General features: G+C 68.0%; 18 protein-coding genes. 14 read left to right on the forward strand and 4 right to left on the reverse strand.

All coding sequences use genetic code 11. The features are described from left to right. Positions 1-76 precede the first annotated feature (76 nt). The 7 genes from QPK29_RS31955 (at position 77) to QPK29_RS31985 (ending at position 8019) form a co-directional block, all read left to right on the forward strand. Entirely contained in the window at positions 77-349 is a 273-nt protein-coding gene (locus tag QPK29_RS31955; RefSeq protein ID WP_371772269.1) for a hypothetical protein, read from the forward strand. Positions 350-436: 87 nt separating this feature from the next. Beyond that, the gene (locus QPK29_RS31960) at positions 437-2494 is read left to right on the forward strand and encodes a TonB-dependent siderophore receptor (RefSeq protein ID WP_371772270.1); all 2058 of its coding nucleotides are present in this window, start codon (positions 437-439) and stop codon (positions 2492-2494) included. A 9-nt stretch (positions 2495-2503) separates the two neighbouring features. Next, entirely contained in the window at positions 2504-3610 is a 1107-nt protein-coding gene (locus QPK29_RS31965) for a DUF1624 domain-containing protein (protein ID WP_371772271.1), read from the forward strand. A gap of 31 nt (positions 3611-3641) precedes the next feature. Next, positions 3642-5108, forward strand: coding sequence for a DUF2868 domain-containing protein (locus QPK29_RS31970; RefSeq protein WP_056129754.1), 1467 nt, complete (start codon positions 3642-3644; stop codon positions 5106-5108). After that, positions 5105-6589, forward strand: a complete 1485-nt coding sequence (locus QPK29_RS31975) for a DUF3482 domain-containing protein (RefSeq protein ID WP_371772272.1) — start codon at positions 5105-5107, stop codon at positions 6587-6589. Before QPK29_RS31970 ends, QPK29_RS31975 begins: the two co-directional genes overlap by 4 nt. A 118-nt stretch (positions 6590-6707) precedes the next feature. Continuing rightward, complete coding sequence (pedF, locus tag QPK29_RS31980) at positions 6708-7181, forward strand: cytochrome c-550 PedF (protein ID WP_056129748.1); 474 nt, start codon at positions 6708-6710, stop codon at positions 7179-7181. 7 nt (positions 7182-7188) lie between these two features. Continuing rightward, complete coding sequence (locus QPK29_RS31985; RefSeq protein ID WP_056129746.1) at positions 7189-8019, forward strand: substrate-binding periplasmic protein; 831 nt, start codon at positions 7189-7191, stop codon at positions 8017-8019. Here QPK29_RS31985 and QPK29_RS31990 read toward each other — a convergent pair whose 3' ends face one another. The 3 genes from QPK29_RS31990 to QPK29_RS32000 all read right to left on the reverse strand — a co-directional run bounded on the left by QPK29_RS31990 (position 8020) and on the right by QPK29_RS32000 (position 11122). Further along, positions 8020-8205 carry a 4-oxalocrotonate tautomerase gene (locus tag QPK29_RS31990; protein ID WP_056129743.1) on the reverse strand — a complete coding sequence of 62 codons (186 nt, stop codon included), beginning with the start codon at positions 8203-8205 and terminating at the stop codon, positions 8020-8022. It abuts the gene before it with no gap. 10 nt (positions 8206-8215) lie between these two features. Further along, positions 8216-8947, reverse strand: coding sequence for a class II aldolase/adducin family protein (locus QPK29_RS31995; protein WP_371772273.1), 732 nt, complete (start codon positions 8945-8947; stop codon positions 8216-8218). Positions 8948-9019: 72 nt separating this feature from the next. Next, positions 9020-11122 (reverse strand): TonB-dependent receptor family protein, encoded by a 2103-nt coding sequence (locus QPK29_RS32000; RefSeq protein ID WP_371772274.1) that lies wholly within the window; start codon positions 11120-11122, stop codon positions 9020-9022. A 143-nt stretch (positions 11123-11265) separates the two neighbouring features. Here QPK29_RS32000 and QPK29_RS32005 point away from each other — a divergent pair, with 143 nt between their 5' ends. The 7 genes from QPK29_RS32005 to QPK29_RS32035 all read left to right on the forward strand — a co-directional run bounded on the left by QPK29_RS32005 (position 11266) and on the right by QPK29_RS32035 (position 20610). Then, the gene (locus QPK29_RS32005) at positions 11266-12207 is read left to right on the forward strand and encodes a beta-propeller fold lactonase family protein (protein ID WP_160410925.1); all 942 of its coding nucleotides are present in this window, start codon (positions 11266-11268) and stop codon (positions 12205-12207) included. A gap of 178 nt (positions 12208-12385) precedes the next feature. After that, complete coding sequence (gene adh, locus QPK29_RS32010) at positions 12386-13906, forward strand: aldehyde dehydrogenase (RefSeq protein ID WP_056129734.1); 1521 nt, start codon at positions 12386-12388, stop codon at positions 13904-13906. A 16-nt stretch (positions 13907-13922) separates the two neighbouring features. Then, positions 13923-14303 (forward strand): DUF779 domain-containing protein, encoded by a 381-nt coding sequence (locus QPK29_RS32015; RefSeq protein ID WP_056129732.1) that lies wholly within the window; start codon positions 13923-13925, stop codon positions 14301-14303. Positions 14304-14366: 63 nt separating this feature from the next. Then, entirely contained in the window at positions 14367-16112 is a 1746-nt protein-coding gene (locus QPK29_RS32020) for a PQQ-dependent methanol/ethanol family dehydrogenase (RefSeq protein WP_371772275.1), read from the forward strand. 286 nt (positions 16113-16398) lie between these two features. After that, positions 16399-17556 (forward strand): porin, encoded by a 1158-nt coding sequence (locus QPK29_RS32025; protein ID WP_160410926.1) that lies wholly within the window; start codon positions 16399-16401, stop codon positions 17554-17556. A gap of 7 nt (positions 17557-17563) precedes the next feature. Continuing rightward, positions 17564-19639 (forward strand): 4Fe-4S binding protein, encoded by a 2076-nt coding sequence (locus QPK29_RS32030; RefSeq protein ID WP_371772276.1) that lies wholly within the window; start codon positions 17564-17566, stop codon positions 19637-19639. Then, a complete protein-coding gene (locus QPK29_RS32035; protein WP_056129718.1) occupies positions 19639-20610 on the forward strand; it encodes an FAD:protein FMN transferase in 972 nt (323 codons plus the stop codon). The genes QPK29_RS32030 and QPK29_RS32035 overlap by 1 nt, the downstream gene beginning before the upstream one ends. Here QPK29_RS32035 and QPK29_RS32040 read toward each other — a convergent pair. Next, a complete protein-coding gene (locus tag QPK29_RS32040) occupies positions 20607-22550 on the reverse strand; it encodes a sigma-54-dependent Fis family transcriptional regulator (RefSeq protein WP_371772277.1) in 1944 nt (647 codons plus the stop codon). The two genes, QPK29_RS32035 and QPK29_RS32040, sit on opposite strands and share 4 nt — an antisense overlap. Positions 22551-22975: the final 425 nt, after the last annotated feature.

Below are 22975 nucleotides of genomic sequence, written 5' to 3' on the forward strand. Positions count from 1 at the left end.
GCTGCAGAAGCGGAAACGGAAACGGACACAGCTTAAACTAGCCGGCTGAGTGTCTTGACTGATGGGTCCACTTTAGATGTCGTTGCAGCATGCGGCGGCGCACGTCGCGGAGGCTGGCAGCCCGCAAGCGGCTGCGCAGGTGGAGCGGGGCGCCGACGGCAAGCCGGCGCTGCGCGATCTTTGCGCGTTGTGCCTCGACGGCGCCCAGCTGGCATTCGCGGCGCCACCCTCGGTGCATGTCTTCGTGCCGCTCGCGCTGGCCGACGAGGGCCCGGTCGACCCGATTCGCACCGGCATCCGTCCGCAGCCGGTCCACGTCTACCAGCCGCGCGGTCCACCCCAAGCCTGATCAGTTCCTCCAATCGATGCATCGTACCGCCATGGCGCCTGCGCCCTGGCGGCGTTGCGCGTTATGCGCTGAACAGGATTTGAAAACATGAAGATCAAGAACACCCATCTGTGGTGCGTGCCGCTGCTCGCCGGTACGCTGTCTTTCCACGCCATGGCCGAACCACCGGCCGGCACCGTACTCGTCACCGGCCAGCGCACTGCCTATCATGCCCTCACCGTGGCCGGCGCCACGAAAACCGACGCGCAACCGCTCGACCTGCCGCAGAGTACCCGGACGCTGGAGGCCGACCTGCTGCGGGATGCGGGCGTCACCAACCTGGCCGGCGCGCTGGAACTGGCCAGCGGCATCGCCCGCCAGAGCGACCTGGGCGGCCTGTGGGACAGCTACGCGATGCGCGGCTTCACGGGCGACCCGAACTTCGGATCGGACTACATGGTCAACGGCTTCAGTTCGAGCCGCGGCTACAACGGCCTGCGCGACGTCGCCGGCACCCAGTCCATCGAGATTCTGAAGGGACCGGCATCGGCGCTGTACGGCCGCGGCGAGCCGGGCGGCACGGTCAACATCGTGACGAAAAAGCCGCGCTTCGCGCCGCAATACGGCATCGACGCCGCGCTGGCGAGCCATGGCACCCGGCGCGTCGCCGCCGACCTGACCGGGCCGTTGTCGGACAACGTCGCGTACCGGTTCAACCTGGCGCACCAGGCGGGCGGCAGCTTCCGCGACGTCGTGCACACGGAACGCACCTACGTGGCGCCGTCCATTCTCTGGCAGGCGGGCGACGGCACGACGGTGTCGTACGAGATCGAAGCGACGCGGCAGCGCACGCCGTTCGACCGCGGCGTCGTCGCGGTCCCGGGCCGGTTGCCCGTCTCGCGTTTCCTCGGCGAGCCTGCCGACGGTCCGGTCATCGTGCAGTCGGTGGGACAGCAGCTGTTCGTCCAGCACGCGCTGGGCGAAGGCTGGTCGGTGCAGGGCGGCGCATCCTATCGCGACAGTGCGCTGGCCGGGTACTCGACGGAAGCCAGCGACCTCGCGGCGGGTGGCCGGACGCTGCGCCGCCAGCGGCGGCATCGCGACTTCGCGGCCATCGACCGTTCCGCCCGCGTGGAACTGCTGGGCAGGCTCGCAAACCACGCCGTGTTGGTCGGCGCCGACACCTACCGCTTCGATGACCGGCGCGTGCAGCTGCGCCGCAACCCGTCGGCCGCGAATCCGTATGCGCTCGACATCTTCGACCCCGTGTACGGCGGCACGTCCGCGCCGCTCGCCGTGTCGATCGATACGCGCGAACTCCAGCGCGCCACGGGGCTCTATGTGCAGGACCAGCTGGACCTGGCGGCACGCTGGAAAGCGCTCGTCGGCGTGCGCCATGACCGGTACCGCCAGACCGTGATCAACCACCGCACGGCGGCCGTCAACCACCAGCGTCTCGGCGCCACCAGCCCACGCGCGGGACTGGTCTACCAGCCGACTGCCACGGTCGCGCTGTACGCGAGCACCGCGCGCGGGTTTCGCCCGAACAGCGGCATCGGCATCGACAACCAGGCATTCCCCGCGGAAGAGAGCCGCGCCGACGAGATGGGCGCGAAGCTCGACATGCCGGGCGGGCTGGCGGGTACCCTCGCGCTCTACCGGATCCGCAAGAAGAACGTCCTGACGACGAGTCCCGTGAACCCGGACTACGCGATTCCCGCGGGCGAGGTCGCGAGCCGGGGCGTGGAACTGGACGTGTCGGGACGGCTGCGGCGCAACCTGAAGCTGTCGGCGTCGTACGCGTACACGGACGCGCGCGTGACCCGCGGCGACAACACTGTCCGTACCGGGAGCCGTGTGCCCAACGTGCCGCGCCACAGCGCCAACGTGCTGCTCGTCGCGGGCGATACGCGCGCCTCGGCCGGCGCCGGATTCGCGTACGTGGGCGAGCGTTGCGGCGACGTGGCGGCGTCCAGCGGCTTCACGCTGCCCGGCTACACCACGGCCCGCCTCATGGCGGCGTATGCGCCGGACAAACGCTGGCGCATCGCGCTGGACGTCGACAACCTGTTCGACCGCCGCTACTACGCCAGTTCGTACAGCCGGCTGTGGGTCGCGCCGGGCAGCACGCGCACGGCGACGGCGACCCTGTCTTACCGCTACTGAGGAACGGTCATGAGCACCCAACGTATTGTCTCGATCGACGTGATGCGCGGCCTCGTCATGCTCCTGATGACGGTCGACCACGTGCGCGAGACGTTCTATCTTCAGCACCAGGTCGGCGATCCGATGGACGTGGGCGCGACGCCGCCCGCGCTGTTCTTCACCCGCCTGGCCGCGCATTTCTGCGCGCCGATGTTCGTATTCCTGACCGGCCTGTCGGCCTGGCTGTATGCGCATCCGCCCAGCGGCCCGCGCAGCGCGACGGGGTTCCTCGTCAAGCGCGGCCTGTTGCTGCTCGCGCTCGAGGCGACGGTCGTGAATGCCGCCTGGTCGGGGACGCCGCTGTCCACCATGTACCTGCAGGTGATCTGGGCCATCGGCCTCGCCATGCTCGCGCTGGCGCTGCTGCACCGCCTGCCGCTCGCGCTGCTCGGCGTGCTGGGTCTCATCATCGTGGGCGGGCACAATGCGCTGGAACACGGGGCGCTGCCCCCGGCGGCGTGGACGATCCTCGAACAGCGCGGCTTCCTCGCGCTGGACCCGGTCCGCGTCAAGGTCAGCTATCCCGTGCTGGCCTGGATCGGCGTGATCCTGCTGGGCTATGCGTGCGGCCCCGTGTATGCCCGGGCGGCCGCGCCCGCGCTGCGCACGCGCTGGCTGACCGGCGTTGGCATCGCCTGTCTCGCGTCGCTCATCGTCCTGCGCAGCGCGAACGCGTACGGCGAGCCCGTGCCGTGGACGCCGCAAGCGGACCCCGTGCGCGTCACGATGGCCTTCCTCAACTTCACGAAGTATCCACCGTCGCTCGACTTTCTCCTGTTGACGCTCGGCGTGGGCGCCATCGTGCTCGCGTGGATCGAGCGCGTGGACGCGGCGCCGACCCGCGCGGCGGCGGTGTTCGGCGGGGCGCCGCTGTTCTACTACCTGCTGCACCTGTATGCGCTGCTGGCGCTGCAGAAGCTCGCCGCCGCCGTGCTGGGCGTGCCGCGCGCGGACGTGGCGCACGTCTGGCAGGTGTGGGCGCTCGCCGCGCTGCTGGCTGTCGTCCTGTATCTGCCGACGCGGCTGTTCGGCGGATACAAGCGCACGAGCGGGAAACGATGGGTGAAGTATTTCTGATAAGCTTGTCAATTCATCCAGAGAGGAGCCCATGAACGAGCGGACCGCACGCGATGTCGTCCTGATGCGCGCCATCGAAACCGCCGACACGAAGCGCGAGATACTGACCGAAGACGACCGCGTCTACGCCAGCCGCAGCGCGCGCGAGCTGGCACACTGGCAGGCGGCCGAAGGCAAGAGCGAGCCGCGGCTCGACCATTTCCTCGGCCAGCGCGCGGAACTCATCCTCAAGCGGCTGGCCGAGCGCACGCCCGCGTTTGCCGCGTTCCGCCAGCGGCGCAGCCTGCTGCCCATGCTGGCCGTGCTGCTGCCCATCGTCGGCTTCGCGGCTGGCGCGGGACTGGACCGCATCGGCAATCCGCATCGCGTCGACCTGCTGTCGGCCCCGCTGCTCGCGATCCTCGCGTGGAACCTGCTGGTCTATCTCGCGCTGATCGTGTGGGCGCTCGTGCCGTCGAAGCGCACCGGCTGGGCGAGCCCGCAACTGCTGCGGCGCCTGTCCGTCGGCAAGGCCGCGCTGCCGCGCAAGCTGCCGGCGCCGCTCGCCGCCGGCATCGCCCAATACTTCGCGGACTGGTCGGCGCTGACGGCCAAGCTCACGCATTTGCGCCTCGGCCGCACCATCCACCTCGCGGCCGCCGCGTTCGCGCTCGGTGCGATCGCGTCGCTGTACGCGCGTGGCGTGCTGACGCAATACGCGGCCGGGTGGGAGAGCACGTTCCTCGATGCCCAGCAGGTGCACACGCTGCTGTCGGTCCTGTTCGCACCGGCGCTGGCCGTGTTCCCGCTGCAGGGTTTCACCCTGGCCGACATCCAGGCGCTGCGCTTCGTGCAGGAGCCGTCGCCCGCGGGCGGCGCACGCTGGGTGCACCTGTATGCGGCGACGCTGTTCCTGCTCGTCGTGCTGCCGCGCCTCGTGCTGGCGCTCGTGTCCGGGCTGCGCGCGCGCCGCCTCGCGCACCGCTTTCCGCTCGACCTGGGCCAGCCGTATTACCGGCTGCTGGCCGACCGCGTGGGTGCGTCGGGTCCGGCCGTGCTGCGCGTGATCCCGTACAGCTTCACCGTCGACGAGCCGCGTCATAAAGGCCTCGCTGCCGTCGCGGCGATGGTGCTCGGCGAACAGGCGCAGTTGATGCTGCGCCCATCGTGCCCGTACGGCGAGGAGCCGAAGGAGCTGCTCCGCGATGCGCGCCTCGACGATGCCGACGTCGCCATCACGGCCGTCCTGTTCAACCTCGCCGCCACGCCGGAACGGGAAAACCACGGCGCGTTTCTCGAGTACCTGGCGCGCAACACGCCGCGCGGCATCGCCGTGCTGCTCGACGAATCGGGCCTCGTGGAGCGCGGCGCCGTCGACGCCCGCCTCGTCGAGCGCGTCGCGTTGTGGCACCAGTTCTGCCAGTATCACCATATCCAGGGGACCGTCGTCGACCTGCTGCATCCGGAGCGCCATCCGCTCGATCTCGGCAGCGGCCTTCCGGTGTCGGGGGGCGCATGAGCGCGCAATCCGTCGACATCCAGTTCGCGCTCGTCTCGCACACGAACAACGGCAAGACGACCCTCGCGCGCACCCTGGTGGGCATGGACGTGGGCGAGGTGCGCGACGCCGCCCACGTGACCGTGTTCGCCGAAGCGCATACCTTGCAGGCCAGCGGCGCGGGCGATCGCCTGCTGTTGTGGGACACACCCGGCTTTGGCGATTCCGTCCGGCTGCTCAAGCGCCTCGCGCAGGCCGGCAATCCGATCGGCTGGTTCATGCGCGAGGTATTCGACCGCTACCGCGACCGGCCGTTCTGGCTCAGCCAACAGGCGCTGCGTGCGGCGAAGGACGCGGCCGACGTCGTGCTGTACCTCGTGAATTCGTCCGAGGATCCGCGCGACGCCGGCTACCTGCCGGCCGAGATGCGCATCCTCGAATGGCTCGGCAAGCCGGTCGTCGTGCTGCTCAACCAGCTGGGGCCACCGCGGCCGGACGAGCAGGAACAGGCGGAGCAGGCGCGCTGGAAAGCGCACCTCGGCCAGTTCACGATCGTGCGCGACGTGCTCGCGCTGGATGCGTTCGCGCGCTGCTGGGTGCACGAAGACGTGTTCTACGAGCGCGTCGGCAAGCTGATCGACGAATCCAAGCGCGACGGCTATGCGCGGCTGCTCGCCGCGTGGCAGGCAAACAACGTGCAGCGCTTCCGCGAGGCCGTGGCCCTCGGCGCCCAGATGCTGGCCGGCGCCGCGCGCGACAGCCAGTCCATCGAGCAGGAGGGCAAGGCGAACCTGTTCAAGTCGGCGCTGAAGGCCGTCGGTCTCGGCAAGGACGAACAGAAGCGCCAGGATGCGGCGATGGCGGGCCTCGTCGAGCGGCTGGAGCGGCGCATCGGCGACACGACGGTCGGGCTGCTGCGCCTGCACCGGCTCGACCCGGGCGACGCGGGCCGCATCAATGCCCGCGTGCGCGAGAACTTCGCCGTGCGCGCGCCCATCGACAAGGCGCAGGCGGGGCTGCTCGGTGCCGTCGTTTCCGGCGCCGCGACGGGCCTCTCGGCCGACCTGATGGCCGGCGGCCTCACGCTGGGCGGCGGCGCGCTGCTCGGCGCGATCGTCGGCGCGCTCACGATGGCCGGCGCGGCCTGGGGTTTCAATACCACGACGGACCGCGACCGGCCGACCGTGCAGTTCGCGGATCCGTTCCTGCGCACGCTCCTCGTCGGCAGCGTGCTGCGCTACCTGGCGGTCGCCCATTTCGGGCGCGGACGCGGCAACTTCGTCGAAGGGGAGGCGCCGCCGTTCTGGCAGGCCGAGGTCGAACGCAGCATCGCCGCGCACGAGGCGGAACTGGCGCCGTTGTGGAAGGCCGTGCGCGTGGCGCCCGATGATGCGGCGGCCGCGGCGCCCGTCCACGCGCTGCTGGGACGCGTGATGGCGGAGACGCTCGAACGCCTTTATCCGGAGGCGGCGGCACGCGCGCTGGCACGCGCGGACATGTGACACCTGTTGCAAATTGGGACAGGCGCGGGCCGCGAACGCCGCCATCCAGGGCGTATGAAGCATGGCACGCCGATTGCTCATGTAGGGATAGACCGATAAACCTACAGGAGACATCACCATGAAGCACAAATTCCGCATCGCCGCCGGCGCAGTCGCCGTTGCCGCCGCCGCACTCACCTCGCTCTGGGCCAACGCGCACGGCAACGTGGTTCCGCAAGCCGTCGACACGACGGGCCTGCCCGCCCTGGGCGACAAATGGCGCGAAGAGAATCCGTACCGCACCAACAAGCTGGCGCTGAAGATCGGCGCGTCGGCCTACGGGCAGAACTGCGCCCGCTGCCACGGGCTGGAAGCGGTGTCGGGTGGGATCGCGCCCGACCTGCGCCTGCTCGATCGCGACTGCACCGGCATCAAGAACGAGAAGAAGAAGGATGCCTGCTACAAGGAGATCGACAACTACTTCCTGACCAGCATCCGCCACGGCAAGGTGCGCAACGGGGCCGTCTACATGCCGCCGTTCGAAGGCGTGTTCAACCAGGAAGCGATGTGGGCCATCAAGACCTACCTCGAATCCCGCCGCGCCGCCGACTGAGGCCGTCATGTCGACCCCGACTTCGCCATCGCGCCGCCGGCTGCTCGCGGCGGGCCTCCTGCTGAGTACCGGTGTCGCCTTCGCCGACGACACACCCGTGCTGCGCACGGCAGGCACCCTCAAGGTGGCCGTCTACAACGATCTGGCGCCGTTCTCCAACCACGGCCAGGGCATCGACGCCGACCTGGGCGCCGCGCTGGCCGGCAAGCTCGGGCTGAAGCTGGCGCTGTTGCCGTTCGATGCCGGCGATGAGCTCGGCGACGACCTGCGCAACATGGTGTGGAAGGGCCACTACCTCGGCTACGGCCCGGCCGACGTCATGCTGCACGTGCCGGTCGACCGCATGCTGATGAACGCGAATCCGCAGGTCGAGATCTTCGCGCCGTACTACGTGGAGACCGTGCGGCTCGTGCGCAGCGCGCAGGCGATTCCGCAGTTCGACGGCGTGGAGGCGCTGGCGGGCAAGCGCATCGGCGTCGAGAAGGTGTCGATCTCCGGCATGGTCATGCTGGGCGAGGGCGGGGGACGCTTCCGCGAGCAGGTGCACATCTACCCGACCGCGATTGAGGCGCTGGAACAGCTGAAGGCGGGTAGCCTGGACGCCGTGCTGGCCACGCGCGCCCAGATCGAGTCGGTGATGAAGGGCGATCCCGCGTTCCCGTTGCAGGACGTGCCGTTCGACCGCCTGCCGCGCGGCGGCTGGGCGGTCGGCATGGCGGTAAAGAAGGATAACGTCGCCCTCGCGCGCCAGCTTCAGGCGGCGCTGAACGACCTGGCGGCCAGCGGCGAACTGAAGACGCTCTTCGCGAAGTACGGAGTGCAGGCCGTCAGGCCGTGATCATTCGTCGGACCACAGCTTGCCGCCCGTGGCCCAGTGCTCGCGCTTGACTTCGTGGATCAGGATGTCCACGGAGTCGGGCGAGCACTCCAGCGTCCTGACGGTGGCTTCGGTGACGGCTTTCACGAAGGCGCGTTTTTGTTCCGGCGTGCGGCCTTCGAACAGTTGAACGTTAATGGTCGGCATAGGGATTCCTTCAGGTTCGGTATTGGGGACTGGCGGCGTCCAGGCGGCGCAGCAGCGACGGCCATTCGAGCGCGCCTTCGGGCGAACCGTCGCCCACGAGCTGCGCATGGGTCGTCGCGCACATGGCAGCGGGCGGTTGCACGAGCGGCACGCCGGCGGCCTGCGCGCGCAACTGCGCCTCGCAGGCGCGGTCCAGGGTTTCCATCAGGACGAACGCTTCCGGGATGGTACGGCCCACGGTCAGGCTGCCGTGGTTCCGCAGCAGCATGGCGGGGCGGTGGCCCAGGTTGTCGACGAGGCGCGCCTGCTCGTCCGGCGTCATCGCGATGCCCTCGTAGTCGTGGTACGCGAGCTCGCCATGAATGCGCAGCGCATACGGCGACAGCGGCAGCAGGCCTTCCTGCTGCATGCCCACGGCGATGCCGGCCACGTTATGCAGGTGCATGACGCAGGCAGCATCCGGCCGCGCCGCGTGCACGGCCGCGTGCAGGCGGAAGCCGGACTGGTTCACCGGCGCGGGGATCGCGCCGACCACGTTGCCGGCGCTGTCGACCTTGACGAGGTTCGACGCCGTCACTTCATCGAAGCACAGGCCGAACGCGTTGATCAGGTAGTGACCCGGCTCGCCGGGCACGGCGGCCGAGATGTGGGTGTAGATGCCGTCGGCCCAGCCGTACAGCGCGCATAACCGGTAGCACGCGGCGAGGTCGACGCGTGTTTGCCATTCCGAGAGTTTGTCCATCACGCGAGCGTAACAGGCAACGCGCACGCCGGTCATATGCCGGCGTGCATGAATGCTATGCGTCTCGCGTATTCAGAACTGGTACTGGACGCTCGCGCCCAGCACCCAGTTGCGGCCCGGCGCCGGCTCGTAATACCGCTTGTTGCTGTCGCCGACGATGACGGAGCCGACGTACGTACGGTCGAACACGTTGTTCACGCGGGCATACTCGCGCACGCGCCACGCGCCCAGCGGTTGGCTGGCCTGCACGCGCGCGTTGACGATCGCATAGCCCGGTGCCGGCGTCGCCGCGTTGGCATCGTCCGGATTGACCTTGCCGCTGGCGATGGTTTCCAGCGCCGCCTGCAGGTGGCCGTCCGCATCCTTCCACGCCAGCTCGCCGAACAGGCTCGTTCTCGGCACGCCCGGCAGGCGGTTCCCTTCGGCGACGCCGGTGAACGCCTCGTCGTAGATCGCACGCAGCACCGTGGCGGCCACCCGGGCGGAGAAGCCCGCGCGCAGGTCGGCGTCGAGCGACAGCTCCAGGCCCTGGCGCAGGGTGGCGCTCGCGTTGCGGTAGCTGGTGCGGCCGCCGCTGGAACTGTCGACGACCAGCTCGTCGTGCGTGCGGACCTGGAAGACGGCCGCGTTGACGCGCACGTCCTGGCCGACCAGGGCCTTGGCCCCAAGCTCCAGCTGCGTGCTCGTGGCCGCGCCGAGGCGGTAGTTGAAGCCGTTGCCCGTGCCCGAGTAGAACACCTCGTTGAGCGTGGGCGTCTCGAAGCCGCGCGCCGCGCTCGCGTAGACGTTCAGCGTGGGCGTCACCTTGTACAGCGCGCCGAGCAGCGGCGTCGTGTGGCGGTAGTCGACGCTGCCGCCGTCGTTGCCGTTGGCCAGATAGTGGTCGTCCACGTCGAAGCTCACGCGGCTGTGGCGCAGGCCGCCCGTCAACACCCATTGCCCGCGCTCCCATTCCAGCTGCAGGTAAGGATCGACGTTGCGCACGTCGTCTTCCTCGTCGCGGCGCAGGTTGCCCTTCACGCCGAACGTGGTGCCGACGTAGTTCTCGTACCCCTTGCGCGCATCGTTCGATTTGCCGGCTTCCAGGCCGACGGTCGTGTGGAGCGTACCGTCGCCGAGCGGGCGCACCATCTGCCAGTTCGCATCGAAGCCGTAGAAATCGCGGTCGAAGTCGACGACGCCGCCGGAATGGCTGGCCGGTGCCTGGAACGCCTTCGAGAACGACTGGTACTGGATCACGCTGCGGTTGCCGCCATAGACCGCGACGTGCAGGCGGTCCTGGCCGAACTTCTCGTCCCACGCGAGGCCGACCTGCGTGTGATGGATGCTTTTACGGGTGTCGTAGCGGTCGGCCAGGGTGCGCTTGGGCGTTTGCGGGTCCGTCGCATCGATCTCGCCGGCGCGCGGATCGCGCTGGAACGTGGCCCAGGTGACGCCCAGCGGGTCCTGCGTGTCGTCCTGGCGCAGGCCGCTGGCGGTCACCGTCAGCTTGCCGGTCGCGGACATGTCGAAGGTCAGCTTCGCATAGGCCTGGTCGCGCGTGGCGGCGCTGTGGGCGCGGTAGCCGTCCGTCTCGAAGCGCGAGCCGTCCAGCAGCCAGCCGAACGCGCCCTGCTTGCCGCCCGTGTTGACATCAAGCTTGCGCATGCCGTCGCTGCCGGCCGAGACATTCGTTTCGATGTAGGGTGCGCCGCGTGGATCACGGGTGAACAGTTGTATCACACCGCCGGCGTGGTTGCCGTACAAGGTGGAGAACGGGCCGCGCAGGACTTCGATGCGCTCGGCCATGTCGAGGTTGAACGTCGCGGCCTGGCCCTGGCCGTCCGGCATGGTGGCCGGGATGCCGTCCGCGACGAGGCGCACGCCGCGCACGCCGAACGCGGACCGGGCGCCGAAGCCGCGCGAGGAGATCTGCAGGTCCTGCGCATAGTTCTGGCGGTTCTGCACGACGAGCCCCGGCACCGTGGCCAGCGCCTCGGACGCGTTGACGCGCGGCTGGGCCGCGCCGATGCGGTCCGCGTCGACGACGTCGATAGCGGCCGGCAGGTCGAAGCTCGTGTGCTCGGCGCGCGTGGCGCTGACGACGACCACGCTCATCGGCACATCGGGTGCGGCGGCGGCGGCCAGTGGGGCGGCGGCGAACAGCGCCGCCACGAAATTCAAACGGTGATTCATCTTGTCTCCTGTCGAATGGTCGCCCTTGTCGTCCGGGCGCTGACCATGAGCGCATGCAATATACCTGCCAGCCCGGAAACGTGCTGCCCGCATGGCATGGCGCTTGCAGTCCTGAGAGTACCGACCACACTGAAAGGACCATCATGTCACGTCTTCGTTCCCTCATCGTCCTGCTGGCCTGCAGTTTCGGCGCCGCTCAGGCCGCCCCCTTCGCCTACGTCCCCAACGAAAAATCCGGCAGCGTCAGCGTGATCGATACGGCCACCGGCTCGGCCGTGCGCCAGATCGCAGCCGGCAAGCGTCCGCGCGGCATCGCGGCCGATCCGGCGGGCAACCATTTGTACGTCACGGACGCTGCCGGCAGCGCGCTGCTCGTGCTGGATGCCGCCAGCGGCGCGACCTTGGCCACGATCCCGCTCGGCAGCTCGCCCGAGGGCGTGAACGCGTCGCACGACGGCCGCTGGGTCGCCGTCGCCGTCGAGGATTCCAACAGCGTGGCGCTCGTCGACGCGGCCGCGCGCAAGCTCGTCGCCGACATCCCCGTCCAGGGCAAGAATCCCGAGCACGCCGTGTTCAGCCCGGACGGTCGCTGGCTGCTCGTCTCGGCCGAGAACGCGGAGCAGGTCGACGTGATCGACGTGGCCGCGCGCCGCCAGGTCGGTTCGATCGCGGTGGGCCTGCGCCCGCGCGGCATCGGTTTCTCGCCGGACGGCACGCGTGCCTACGTCGCGTGCGAACTCGCGGGCGCGGTGTACGTGCTGGACATCGACAAGCGCCGCAGCATCGCCACGATCCCGGCGGGGAAGAACCCGGCCGGGATCGTCGTGTCGCCCGACGGGAAGACGGTATTCGTGTCCAACGGCGCGGACGGCAGCGTGATGCGCATCGACGCCGCGCGCAATGCGGTGGACGCCACCATCGCCGTCGGCAAGCGGCCGTGGAACATGGCGCTGACGCCGGACGGCAGCCGGCTGTACGTGGCGAACGGGCGCTCGGACAGCGTGTCCGTGATCGACACGGCCGCGGGCAGCAAGACGGGCGACATCGCCGTGGGCCAGCTGCCGTGGGGCGTGGTGATCCGCTGACCTGTTCAAGTTTGGGACACCTGTACCAGAAACAGCCGGCGCCAGGCGGTCCAACACGGCAAAAACAGGGGAAAGCGGGCTGGCACGGGGTTTGCGAAAGAAGGGATGTACCGAGCAAACACCAGTGCCCGCAATGGCCACTGATTCGGCCACCCAACTTACAACGAAAGAGGATGACATGAATCTCGCAGACATCAGCAAACTCGGCGTCGCCAATCCGTTCCGCCAACGCTACGACAACTTCATCGGCGGCAAATTCGTCGCGCCGGTCAAGGGCGAGTACTTCGCCAACGTCACGCCGATCAGCGGCCAGCCGTTCTGCGAAGTGGCGCGTTCGACGGCCGAAGACGTGGACCTGGCGCTGGACGCCGCCCACGCCGCCAAGGACGCCTGGGCGAAGACGTCGCCGGCCGAACGCGCCAACATCCTGAACCGCATCGCCGACCGCATGGAGCAGAACCTGCGCCTGATCGCGACCGCCGAGACCATCGACAACGGCAAGCCGATCCGCGAAACGATGGCGGCCGACATCCCGCTGGCGATCGACCACTTCCGCTATTTCGCGAGCTGCATCCGCACGCAGGAAGGCGCCATCTCGACGATCGACGACCAGACCTACGCCTACCACTTCCATGAGCCGCTGGGCGTCGTCGGCCAGATCATCCCGTGGAACTTCCCGATCCTGATGGCCGTGTGGAAGCTGGCCCCGGCCCTCGCCGCCGGCAACTGCGTAGTGCTGAAGCCGGCCGAGCAGACCCCGGCCTCGATCATGGTGCTGGTCGAACTGATCGCCGACCTGCTGCCGGCGGGCGTGCTGAACATCGTCAACGGCTTCGGCCTGGAAGCCGGCAAGCCGCTGGCGTCGAGCAAGCGCATCGCCAAGATCGCCTTCACGGGCGAGACGGGCACCGGCCGCCTGATCATGCAGTACGCCGCGCAGAACCTGATCCCGGTGACCCTGGAACTGGGCGGCAAGTCGCCCAACATCTTCTTCGCCGACGTGATGGACGCGGACGACGACTTCTTCGACAAATGCCTGGAAGGCTTCGCGATGTTCGCGCTGAACCAGGGCGAGGTGTGCACCTGCCCGTCGCGCGTGCTGATCCAGGAATCGATCTACGAGAAATTCATCGAGCGCGCGCTGGCGCGCGTGGCGCAAATCAAGGCCGGCAACCCGCTCGACGAGGGCACGATGATCGGCGCCCAGGCGTCGAAGGAACAGCTGGAAAAGATCCTGTCCTACCTCGACATCGGCCGCCAGGAAGGCGCGCAGGTGCTGGCCGGCGGCGAGCAGGCGAAGCATGACGGCGACCTGTCCGGCGGCTACTACGTGCGTCCGACCGTGTTCAAGGGCGACAACAGCATGCGCATCTTCCAGGAAGAGATCTTCGGCCCGGTCGTCTCGGTGACGACGTTCAAGGACGAGGCGGACGCGCTGCGCATCGCCAACGACACGCTGTACGGCCTGGGCGCCGGCCTGTGGACGCGCGACGGCAGCCGCGCCTTCCGCGTCGGGCGCGCGATCCAGGCGGGCCGCGTGTGGACCAACTGCTATCACCTGTACCCGGCACACGCCGCATTCGGCGGCTACAAGCAGTCGGGCATCGGCCGCGAGAATCACAAGATGATGCTCGACCACTACCAGCAGACCAAGAATCTGCTGGTGAGCTACAGCCCGAAAGCGCTGGGCTTCTTTTAATTAGCAGAGAGGCGCCATGACAGCCAATATCGAACGCGTCCTGGCGACTCCCGCCGCGCTGGCCTTCATCGGCGAGCTGCGGCGGCGCCACGGGCCGCTGATGTTTTTCCAGTCCGGCGGCTGCTGCGACGGCAGCACGCCGATGTGCTACGCCGCCGGGGAATTCGACCTGTCCGACACGGACGTCTACCTGGGCAACCTGGACGGCGCGCCGTTCTACATCGGGCTGGAGCAGTTCGGTTATTGGGAACACACCCAGTTGATCATCGATGTGGTGGACGGCAACGGCGGCATGTTCTCGCTCGATAACGGCACGGGCCGGCGCTTCCTCACGCGCTCGCGCCTGTTCACGGACGAGGAAAACGGCCAGCTGCGCGCGCAGGCGCCAGGACCTTGAACATCAGTAGCGTGGGCCCCCGGCCCACGCGTAGTGCCTACAACGACAACAAAGGAGACAAGCATGAAGACGAGAATGACCATCCTGCTCGCAGGACTCGCCCCGCTGGCGTTCATCGCCCAGGCGGCCGACATCACCAACGCGATGATCGAGAACGCGGCCAAGGACACGAAGAATGTGCTGTCCTTCGGCATGGGTACGCAGGGCCAGCGCTTTTCGACGCTCACCCAGATCAACACCAAGACCGTCGGCCAACTGGTTCCGGCATGGTCGTTCTCGTTCGGCGGCGAGAAGCAGCGCGGGCAGGAATCGCAGCCCATCATCGCCAACGGCAAGATGTTCGTCACCGCGTCGTATTCGCGCATCTATGCGATCGACCTGAAGACGGGGAATAAACTGTGGAAGTACGAGCACCGCCTGCCGGAAGCGATCATGCCGTGCTGCGACGTCGTCAACCGCGGCGCCGCCGTGTACGGCAACCTCGTCATCTTCGGCACGCTGGACGCGCAACTGGTCGCCCTCGACCAGAACACCGGGAAGGTCGTGTGGAAGGAAAAGGTCGACGACTATGCGGCCGGCTACTCCATGACGGCCGCGCCGCTGATCGCCAAGGGTGTGCTGATCACCGGTGTCTCGGGCGGTGAATTCGGCATCGTGGGCCGCGTGGAAGGCCGCAATCCGCTGACGGGCGAGCTGCTGTGGTCGCGCCCGACCGTCGAAGGCCATATGGGCTACAAGTACGACAAGGACGGCAAGGCGCTCGATGCGGGCGTCACCGGCACCGTCAACAAGAGCTGGCCGGGCGAGCTGTGGAAGACGGGCGGCGCGTCGACCTGGATGGGCGGCACGTACGACCCGGCCACGGGCCTCGCGTACATCGGCACCGGCAACCCGGCACCGTGGAACAGCCACCTGCGCCCTGGCGACAACCTGTATTCGTCGTCGACGCTCGCGCTCGATCCGACGACCGGCCAGATCAAGTGGGCCTACCAGAGCACGCCGAACGATTCGTGGGATTTCGACGGCGCCAACGAGTTCGTCACGTTCGACATGAACGGCAAGCGCTACGGCGGCAAGGCCGACCGCAACGGCTTCTTCTACGTGATCGATGCGAAGACGGGCCAGCTGCAGAATGCCTTCCCGTTCGTGAACAAGATCACGTGGGCGAGCGGCATCGACCTCAAGACGGGCCGCCCGAACTTCATCGCCGCCAACCGCCCCAGCGATCCGACGAAGGGCGACGGCAAGAAGGGTTCGACCGTGTTCGCCGCGCCGGCCTTCCTCGGCGCGAAGAACCAGATGCCGATGGCGTACAGCCCGCAGACCGGCCTGTTCTACGTGCCCGCCAACGAGTGGGGCATGGAGATCTGGAACGAACCGATCACGTACAAGAAGGGTGGCGCTTACCTCGGTGCCGGCTTCACGATCAAGCCGCTGAACGACGACTACATCGGTGCGCTGCGCGCCGTGGATCCCAAGACGGGCAAGATCGTCTGGGAGAACAAGAACACGGCACCGCTGTGGGGCGGCGTGATGACGACGGCCGGCGGCCTCGTGTTCTACGGCACGCCCGAGGGCTTCCTGAAGGCGGTCGATGCGAAGTCGGGCAAGGAACTGTGGAAGTTCCAGACCGGTTCCGGCGTCGTCGCGCCGCCGGTGACGTGGGAGGACGGCGGCGTGCAATACGTGGCCGTCGTCTCCGGCTGGGGCGGTGCCGTGCCGCTGTGGGGCGGCGAGGTTGCGAAGAAGGTGAACTTCCTGGAGCAGGGTGGCTCGGTCTGGGTCTTCAAGCTCGCAACCAAGATTTAATTTGAACTCCAGGTAAGTGGTCAGGGAGGGTTATGCATCGGCTGCGGCGGCGGCCGGCGTCAAGACCCTGTTTTGCCGCGGCTTCGGCCGCGGTTTTTTTATTTATACCGTTTAGTTCGTTTTTGTGTGCGGACGGTCAAAACTGCAACACCTGATCCGATTCGCCACAGAAAAATACGCTGTTTCTTCGCTTTTCCCCCGGCGAGCGACCGGGCACGCAACTTGCCATCACTGTCGGTACATCTCAAAGATGTATCCCACTACAAACAAGAAAGCGAGGAGACAAATGAAGAAGGTTCACGCATTGGCCGTCATGGCCTCGATCGGCGCCTGCACGCAGGCTTCGGCGGTCGACCTGAAGGCCGGCGACTGGACGGTCAACGTCGGCGGCATCGTCAACGCTTATTACACGGGCGTCTCGTGCAGCGGCGACGCCGTCGGCGGGCTGGCGCTGGGCGGCCGCGCGCTCGGCTGCGGCGGCGAGGATCACCGCACCACCATCGGCAACGGCCTGCTGCCCAGCGGTCTCGTGACCTCGGTGTCGTCGACGCAGGGCGGCTTCGACGTCACCGCCAAGATCGGCATCTACGTCGCCACGGCGACGGACAGCGCGATCGCGCAAAACAGTACGGTCGACGTGCGCCAGGCCTTCTTCACGTTCGGCCGTGCGGACCTCGGCACCTTCAAGCTGGGCCGCGACTACGGCATCTTCGGCGCCAACGCGATCCTGAACGACATGACCCTCGTCGGCGCCGGCGCGCCGGTGCAGGCTACGCAGCGCGGCCGCGTGACGCTGGGCCACATCGGTGCCGGCTACAGCTACCTGGGCACGTATGGCCAGATCGTCTACAGCACGCCGAAAAACGACGCGGGCATCGGCTTCGACTTCGGCGTGATGAGTCCCGTGTCCGACACGCCGGTCATCGCCGGTCCGCGTTACTCCACCCGTTCGAGCCCGCAGGTGCAGGCGCGCCTCTCGTTCGCGCAGGACGGTTTCAAGGCCTGGCTCGGTGCCAAGACCCAACGCTTCGAAACGCAGACGCCGGGCGCGAGCGACCTCACGATGAACGGCTTCGAAGCCGGCGCATCGTACCAGCTGGGCGCCGCCGGCCTGCTCGTCAACGCGCAGACGGGCCGCGCGCTGGGCATCCTGTCCGACGCCGACCAGGGCGATGTGCGCTCCAAGAACTTCCTCGTGCAGGGCACGTTCAAGACGACCGATGCCCTCAAACTGGGCCTGTCGTGGGGCCGCAGCGCCAATGACGACAACACCGTCGGCACGGGCGGCCTGAAGTCGAACGCCAACCTGACGGCCGGCGCCTACTATGCGCTGAACAGCGCGATCACGCTGGTGGCCGAGGTGGGGCAGACCCGCTCGAAGGGCTTCGGCGGCGCCACCGCGCGCATGAACGGCGGTTCCGTCGGCGGCATCATCTTCTTCTGATGCGGCCATGAACCTGCTCCGCCTTCTCATCTGCTGGCTCCTGCTTTGCGCCGCGGCGCACGCCGGCACGCTGACGCAGGCGGAGCTGGCGCGGCGCTTCCCGGCGCCGCTGGTCGTCGGCGAAAAATCGGCCGACATCCCGGCCTGGCCGCTGTTCAAGCAGAACGGCACGGTGACGGAACTGGTCGGCTATGCGTTCGAATCGGCCGACCTGGCGCCGGTGCCGGGCTTCGCCGGCGTGCCGCCGAACCTCCTCGTCGTCGTCGACCCGAAAGGCACCTTCCTCGACGTCGCGGTGCTGTCGCAGCACGAACCCGTGTTCCTGGAAGGTCTCGGGGAAGCGCCCCTGCGCGAGTTCCTGCAGCAGTACCGCGGGCGGTCGCTGGGGCAGGGCATCACGGTCGGCGGCGGGAAGGGCAGCCTGGACGGCGTGTCGAAGGCGACGGCGTCCGTCCGCATCATCAACCAGAGCGTCCTGTCGGCCGCGCTGAAGGTGGCGCGCGCCAAGCTCGGTTTTGCGCAGGGGCGCGATCCGGGCCGCATCGGCCGGATCCGCATGGATGTCTTCGCGCCGTTGTCGCTGCAGGAGATGCTCGATGCGGGCCTCGTGCGGCATGTCCGCGTGCGCCGGGGCGACGTCGAGCGGCTGTTCGCGGGGAGTAGCGGCGCCGGACTGGATGCGGAGGCGCTCGCGCAACCCGACGACGTCTTCATCGACCTGTGGGTCGCGTGGGCCTCGGTGCCGGCCGTCGGCCGCAACCTGCTGGCGCCGCGCACATGGAACCGGCTGCAGGGCAGGCTGGAACCGGGCGACCACGCGCTGCTCGTGTTGACGGCCGGTCCGCACACGCTCGCCGGCGCGGACTTCGTGCGCGGCAGCGTCCCGCGCGGCATCGTGCTGCGCCAGGACCGCCTGCCGGTGGAGATGCGCGACCTCGATCTCGAACCGCGGCTGGCCGACGGCGTGCACCTGCCGGCCGACGAGATGCTCCTGCTGCGCGTCATCGCGCAGGCGGGCCTGGATCCGGCGCGCGCGCTCGACTTCGCGCTGCCCGTCACGCGCAGCAAGGGGATCGTGTATCCCGAGCGGATCACGCGCGAGGTCGCGTTCTCGTATCGCCTGCCGGAGGCGTACTACATTGCGCCGGAGCGCGCCGCCCCGGCGTGGCAGGCCAGCTGGAAGGCGCGCCGCGTGGAGTTGATCGTGCTGGGCGTGGCGCTGGCGCTGCTCGCGGCCGCGCTGTGGCAGCAGCGCCGGCTGGTGGCGCACGCGCGCCGCTTCGCCTGGCTGCGCCGCGCGTGGCTGCTGTTCACCATCGGCTTCATCGGCTATGCGGCGCAGGCGCAGCTGTCCATCGTCAATCTCACCGGCATCGTGCAGGCGCTGCGCGCGGGGCGGGGCCTGGATTACCTGCTGTTCGATCCGCTGACCGTGGCGCTGTGGGCGTTTTTGCTCGTGTCGCTGTTCATCTGGGGGCGCGGCACGTTCTGCGGCTGGCTGTGTCCCTTCGGCGCGCTGCAGGAATTCGCGGGTCTCGCGGGACAGGCGCTGCGGCTGCCGCAGGTCGCCGTGCGGCGCGTGCTGGATGCGCGTCTGAAGCGGGTGAAGTACGGCGTGCTGGCGGCGATCCTGCTGGCGGCCGTATGGGCGCCGGCGCAGGCCGACCGGCTCGTCGAACTGGAACCGTTCAAGACCGCGATCACGCTGAATTTCGTGCGCGCCTGGCCGTTCGTCGTGTACGCCGCCGGCCTGCTGCTCGTCGCCATGGTCGTCAACAAGGCGTTCTGCCGCTATCTCTGTCCGCTCGGCGCGGCGCTCGCGCTGCTGGGCCGCGTGCGCCTGCTCGACTGGATCCCGCGCCGCGCCGAATGCGGCACGCCGTGCCAGACGTGCCGCCACCGCTGCGGCTACAACGCGATCGTCCCGAGCGGGAAGGTCGACTACGAGGAGTGTTTTCAATGTATGGAATGTGTCGTTATCCACGCAAGCGACGAACAGTGCGCGCCGCGGATCTTGGAACGGAAGCGCAGCCGGACGATCCCGATCGTCCCGGCCCCGGACACCATCGACAGGAGAGCATGATGCACAGAAGGACCTTCATCGCCGCCACCCTGGGCGGCATGGCCGGCGCCGCGGTGGCCGACGCGGCCGCAGCCGACGAGCTGCCGCTGCACAGCGGCGCCGCGCTGGCATTCGGAACGACGATCAGCGTCGCCGTGCGCCATGCGGATCCGGAAGCGGCGCAGCAGGCCATCGCCGCCGCATTGGGCGAGGCGCGCCGCGTGGATGCGTTGATGAGCCTCCACCAGCCGCCCAGCCAGGTGTTCCGGCTGAACCGCGACAAGGTGCTGCACGGCCCCGATCCGCACCTGCTGACGGTGCTGGAGCATGCGCGCACGCTGTCGCGCCTGACGCAGGGCGCCTTCGACATCACGGTGCAGCCGCTGTGGCGCGCGTTCGACTCGGCGCACGGCGTGCCGCCCGAGTCCGAGCGCATGCGCGCGCAACGCCTTGTCGGCTGGACGCAGGTGCAGGCGGGGCCGGAACGCGTCGTGCTGGCACGGAAGGGGATGGCGATCACGCTGAACGGCCTCGCGCAAGGCTATGCGACGGACCTCGCGCTGGCCGCGCTGCGCCGGCACGGCATCCGCCACGCGCTCGTCGACACGGGCGAATACGGTGCGCTGGGCCGCACTGGCGGGCGGCCATGGCACCTGGGCATCCGCGATCCGCGCAACGAGGACGCGGTGGCCGCGAGCCTCGTACTGGACGGACGCTGCGCCGCCACGTCGGGCGATTATGCGTCGGCGTTCACGTCGGACCTGCGCCACCACCACATCTTCGATCCGGCCAGCGGCGATTCGCCGACGGAGCTGGCCAGCGTCACGGTGCTGGCGCCCACCGGACTGGAAGCGGACGGCCTGTCGACCGCGTTCATGGTGATGGGCGCGCGCCGCGCGCACGCGCTGGCGGCGCACCTGCCGGGCGTGGACCTGCTCACGATCGGCAAGGACGGTGCGCGCTGGAAGTCGTCCGGTTTCCCGGCCGTCTAGGGGGAGGTCTTCAGATGCGGCAGCTTGCGGTAAATGGTGTTGCGCGAAACGCCCAGCGCGCGCGCCGTCGCCGACACGTTGCCGCCGTTCGCCTCGAGCGACTTGAGGATAGCGGCCAGTTCCATCTCTTCGAGATTGGCGCCGGACGCGATCATCTGCTGGGCGGCGGGCGCGCTCGCGGGAGCGGCTTCGGGCGTCTCCGCGATGTCGTCCAGGAAGTCGTCCGGCATGTGGCGCAGGCCGATTTCTTCCTCGTCGCCGGCCATGATCATCGCGGTGCGCAGGAGGTTCGTCAGCTGGCGGAAGTTGCCGGGCCATTTATGGCGCTTGAACAGCCGCAGCACCTCGTCGGAGATCGTGTGCGTGCCGCCGGTTTCCGTCTCCGCCGAGAGGATTTTTCTCACCACCGTTTCGAGATCGGTGCGCTCGCGCAGCGGCGGCAGTTTCACCACGAGGCCGTTCAGGCGGTAATACAGGTCTTCGCGGAACAGGCCCTCGGCGATGCGGCGGCGCAGGTTGTGGTTCGTCGCACAGATCACTTCCACGTTCACCGGGATCGACTTGCCGCTGCCGAGCGGGGTAACCATCCGTTCCTGCAGCACGCGCAGCAGGCGGGCCTGCAGCGGATAGGGCATGTCGCCGATCTCGTCGAGGAACAGCGTGCCGCCGTTCGCCTGCAGGATCTTGCCGACCGCGCCTTTCTTGCGCGCGCCGGTGAACGCGCCGTCCTCGTAGCCGAACAGCTCCGATTCGATCAGCGTCTCGGGAATCGACGCGCAGTTCACGGCGACGAACGGCCCTTGCGCGCGCGGCGAATCGTTGTGGATGGCCTGGGCCAGCAATTCCTTGCCGGTGCCCGTCTCGCCCATGATCATGATCGGCACGTCGCGCCCGAGGACGCGGTTGACCTTGTCGATGACCTGTTCGAGCTGCGGGTCGCCCGTGTTCAGGTAGCGCAGGCCGGACAGCCGCCGCGCCGATGCCTTCGCCGGCGGCTGCGCGATGGGCGCCATCTGCGTCGCATCGTCGAACGCGCCGGTGAGCACGTGCACGCCGTTCGTCAGCCGCAGTTCCGCCCGGCCGCGCACGCGCACGCCGTTGTGCATGCACAGGTCGAGCAGGCCCGGTGCCGCCGTGCGGTAGTGATCGTAGAGGGCGGAGACGGGAAGGCCGAACAGGGAGCTGAACGTATGGGCCTGCAGTGCGGGATACGAGAGGCCCAGCTGGAACAGGCCGTTGCGGTTGGCGGCGAGGAAGCGGCCGCCCGGGCTGAACGACGCGATCCCTTCCATCAGCGTGCCGATGAATTCGGGGCGCGTGTGGAAGTGCAGGGTGATCGCGTTTTCGAACGTCGCCGCGAACAGCTGGTTCTCGATCATCAGCGCGGACATGCGCACGAGGGCCATCGTGTGCTTGTGAAAGCTGCGCCGGTCGCCGCTGACGTCCAGCACGCCGACCACGTTGCCGCGGTGGTCGGTGATCGGCGCCGCGGAGCAGGTCAGGAAGTGGTTCGCGGAGAGGAAGTGCTGGTCCGCGTGGATCGTCGTCGGCACCCGTTCCGCGATCGCGGTGCCGATCGCGTTCGTGCCCTTGCTCTCCTCGGACCAGGCGACGCCCGCCGTCAGCGCGACGCGGTTGGCCTTTTCGAGGAAGTCGGCGTCGCCCAGCGAATGCACGATCACGCCCTGCGCATCCGTCAGCAAGACCATGTTGTGGGTGTTGGCGATCTGCTGGTACAGCGTTTCCATCGCGGGCACCGCATGGCTGTACAGCAGGCGATTCTGTTCGACCAGATAGGACAGGTCGGTGCCGGATGCGGGTGTGAAATCGGGCCGCGAATCGGGACTCAGGCCGAATTGTTCGGAACGTCGGTGAGAGATCGCGATCATCGTTGCCATGTCGTCGCCGGGGGCGAGCAAGCCTGCGTGTTGATAAGTCATTCCAAGTCTCCTGGTTGGCCCTGGACCGCGGCTCTATGTTGGGAATCGACTGTTCATAAATGTAGCACCTGTACCGGAACGGAACAATCAAGCGCGTAAATATGTTCCTTTTTATCGATGCTTTGTTTTATGCAACATACAGTAAGCAAGCTGGATGCCAGCTTTTTAGGCACTGCAAAACAGGTCTTGCGCAGGTGCCTGCGGGTTTGCTATAGTTCGCGTCCTGCTTCTGCAGCGCACAAAAAGTTTAACTGAATCACACGTTAAACTTGTCAGATCGATTACATCGAGTGTGTTGCAGAAATAGATGAGGGGTTGACGAGTTAAGCGAAACGCTGCATAATCTCACTTCTCTGCTGCTGACGAACAAAACGATTCGCAAATGCAGCAAGGCAGTACCGAATACAGTTCTTTAACAATAAACA

This window comes from Massilia orientalis (assembly GCF_030411975.2).
Lineage (GTDB): Bacteria > Pseudomonadota > Gammaproteobacteria > Burkholderiales > Burkholderiaceae_D > Telluria > Telluria orientalis.

Excerpts from the sequence above, each read along its gene's own strand:
- QPK29_RS31955 (WP_371772269.1), top strand. The coding sequence starts at position 77 with ATGTCGTTGCAGCATGCGGCGGCGCACGTCGCGGAGGCTGGCAGCCCG.
- QPK29_RS31960 (WP_371772270.1), top strand. The coding sequence starts at position 437 with ATGAAGATCAAGAACACCCATCTGTGGTGCGTGCCGCTGCTCGCCGGT.
- QPK29_RS31965 (WP_371772271.1), top strand. The coding sequence starts at position 2,504 with ATGAGCACCCAACGTATTGTCTCGATCGACGTGATGCGCGGCCTCGTC.
- QPK29_RS31970 (WP_056129754.1), top strand. The coding sequence starts at position 3,642 with ATGAACGAGCGGACCGCACGCGATGTCGTCCTGATGCGCGCCATCGAA.
- QPK29_RS31975 (WP_371772272.1), top strand. The coding sequence starts at position 5,105 with ATGAGCGCGCAATCCGTCGACATCCAGTTCGCGCTCGTCTCGCACACG.
- pedF (WP_056129748.1), top strand. The coding sequence starts at position 6,708 with ATGAAGCACAAATTCCGCATCGCCGCCGGCGCAGTCGCCGTTGCCGCC.
- QPK29_RS31985 (WP_056129746.1), top strand. The coding sequence starts at position 7,189 with ATGTCGACCCCGACTTCGCCATCGCGCCGCCGGCTGCTCGCGGCGGGC.
- QPK29_RS31990 (WP_056129743.1), bottom strand. The coding sequence starts at position 8,205 with ATGCCGACCATTAACGTTCAACTGTTCGAAGGCCGCACGCCGGAACAA.
- QPK29_RS31995 (WP_371772273.1), bottom strand. The coding sequence starts at position 8,947 with ATGGACAAACTCTCGGAATGGCAAACACGCGTCGACCTCGCCGCGTGC.
- QPK29_RS32000 (WP_371772274.1), bottom strand. The coding sequence starts at position 11,122 with ATGAATCACCGTTTGAATTTCGTGGCGGCGCTGTTCGCCGCCGCCCCA.
- QPK29_RS32005 (WP_160410925.1), top strand. The coding sequence starts at position 11,266 with ATGTCACGTCTTCGTTCCCTCATCGTCCTGCTGGCCTGCAGTTTCGGC.
- adh (WP_056129734.1), top strand. The coding sequence starts at position 12,386 with ATGAATCTCGCAGACATCAGCAAACTCGGCGTCGCCAATCCGTTCCGC.
- QPK29_RS32015 (WP_056129732.1), top strand. The coding sequence starts at position 13,923 with ATGACAGCCAATATCGAACGCGTCCTGGCGACTCCCGCCGCGCTGGCC.
- QPK29_RS32020 (WP_371772275.1), top strand. The coding sequence starts at position 14,367 with ATGAAGACGAGAATGACCATCCTGCTCGCAGGACTCGCCCCGCTGGCG.
- QPK29_RS32025 (WP_160410926.1), top strand. The coding sequence starts at position 16,399 with ATGAAGAAGGTTCACGCATTGGCCGTCATGGCCTCGATCGGCGCCTGC.
- QPK29_RS32030 (WP_371772276.1), top strand. The coding sequence starts at position 17,564 with ATGAACCTGCTCCGCCTTCTCATCTGCTGGCTCCTGCTTTGCGCCGCG.
- QPK29_RS32035 (WP_056129718.1), top strand. The coding sequence starts at position 19,639 with ATGCACAGAAGGACCTTCATCGCCGCCACCCTGGGCGGCATGGCCGGC.
- QPK29_RS32040 (WP_371772277.1), bottom strand. The coding sequence starts at position 22,550 with ATGACTTATCAACACGCAGGCTTGCTCGCCCCCGGCGACGACATGGCA.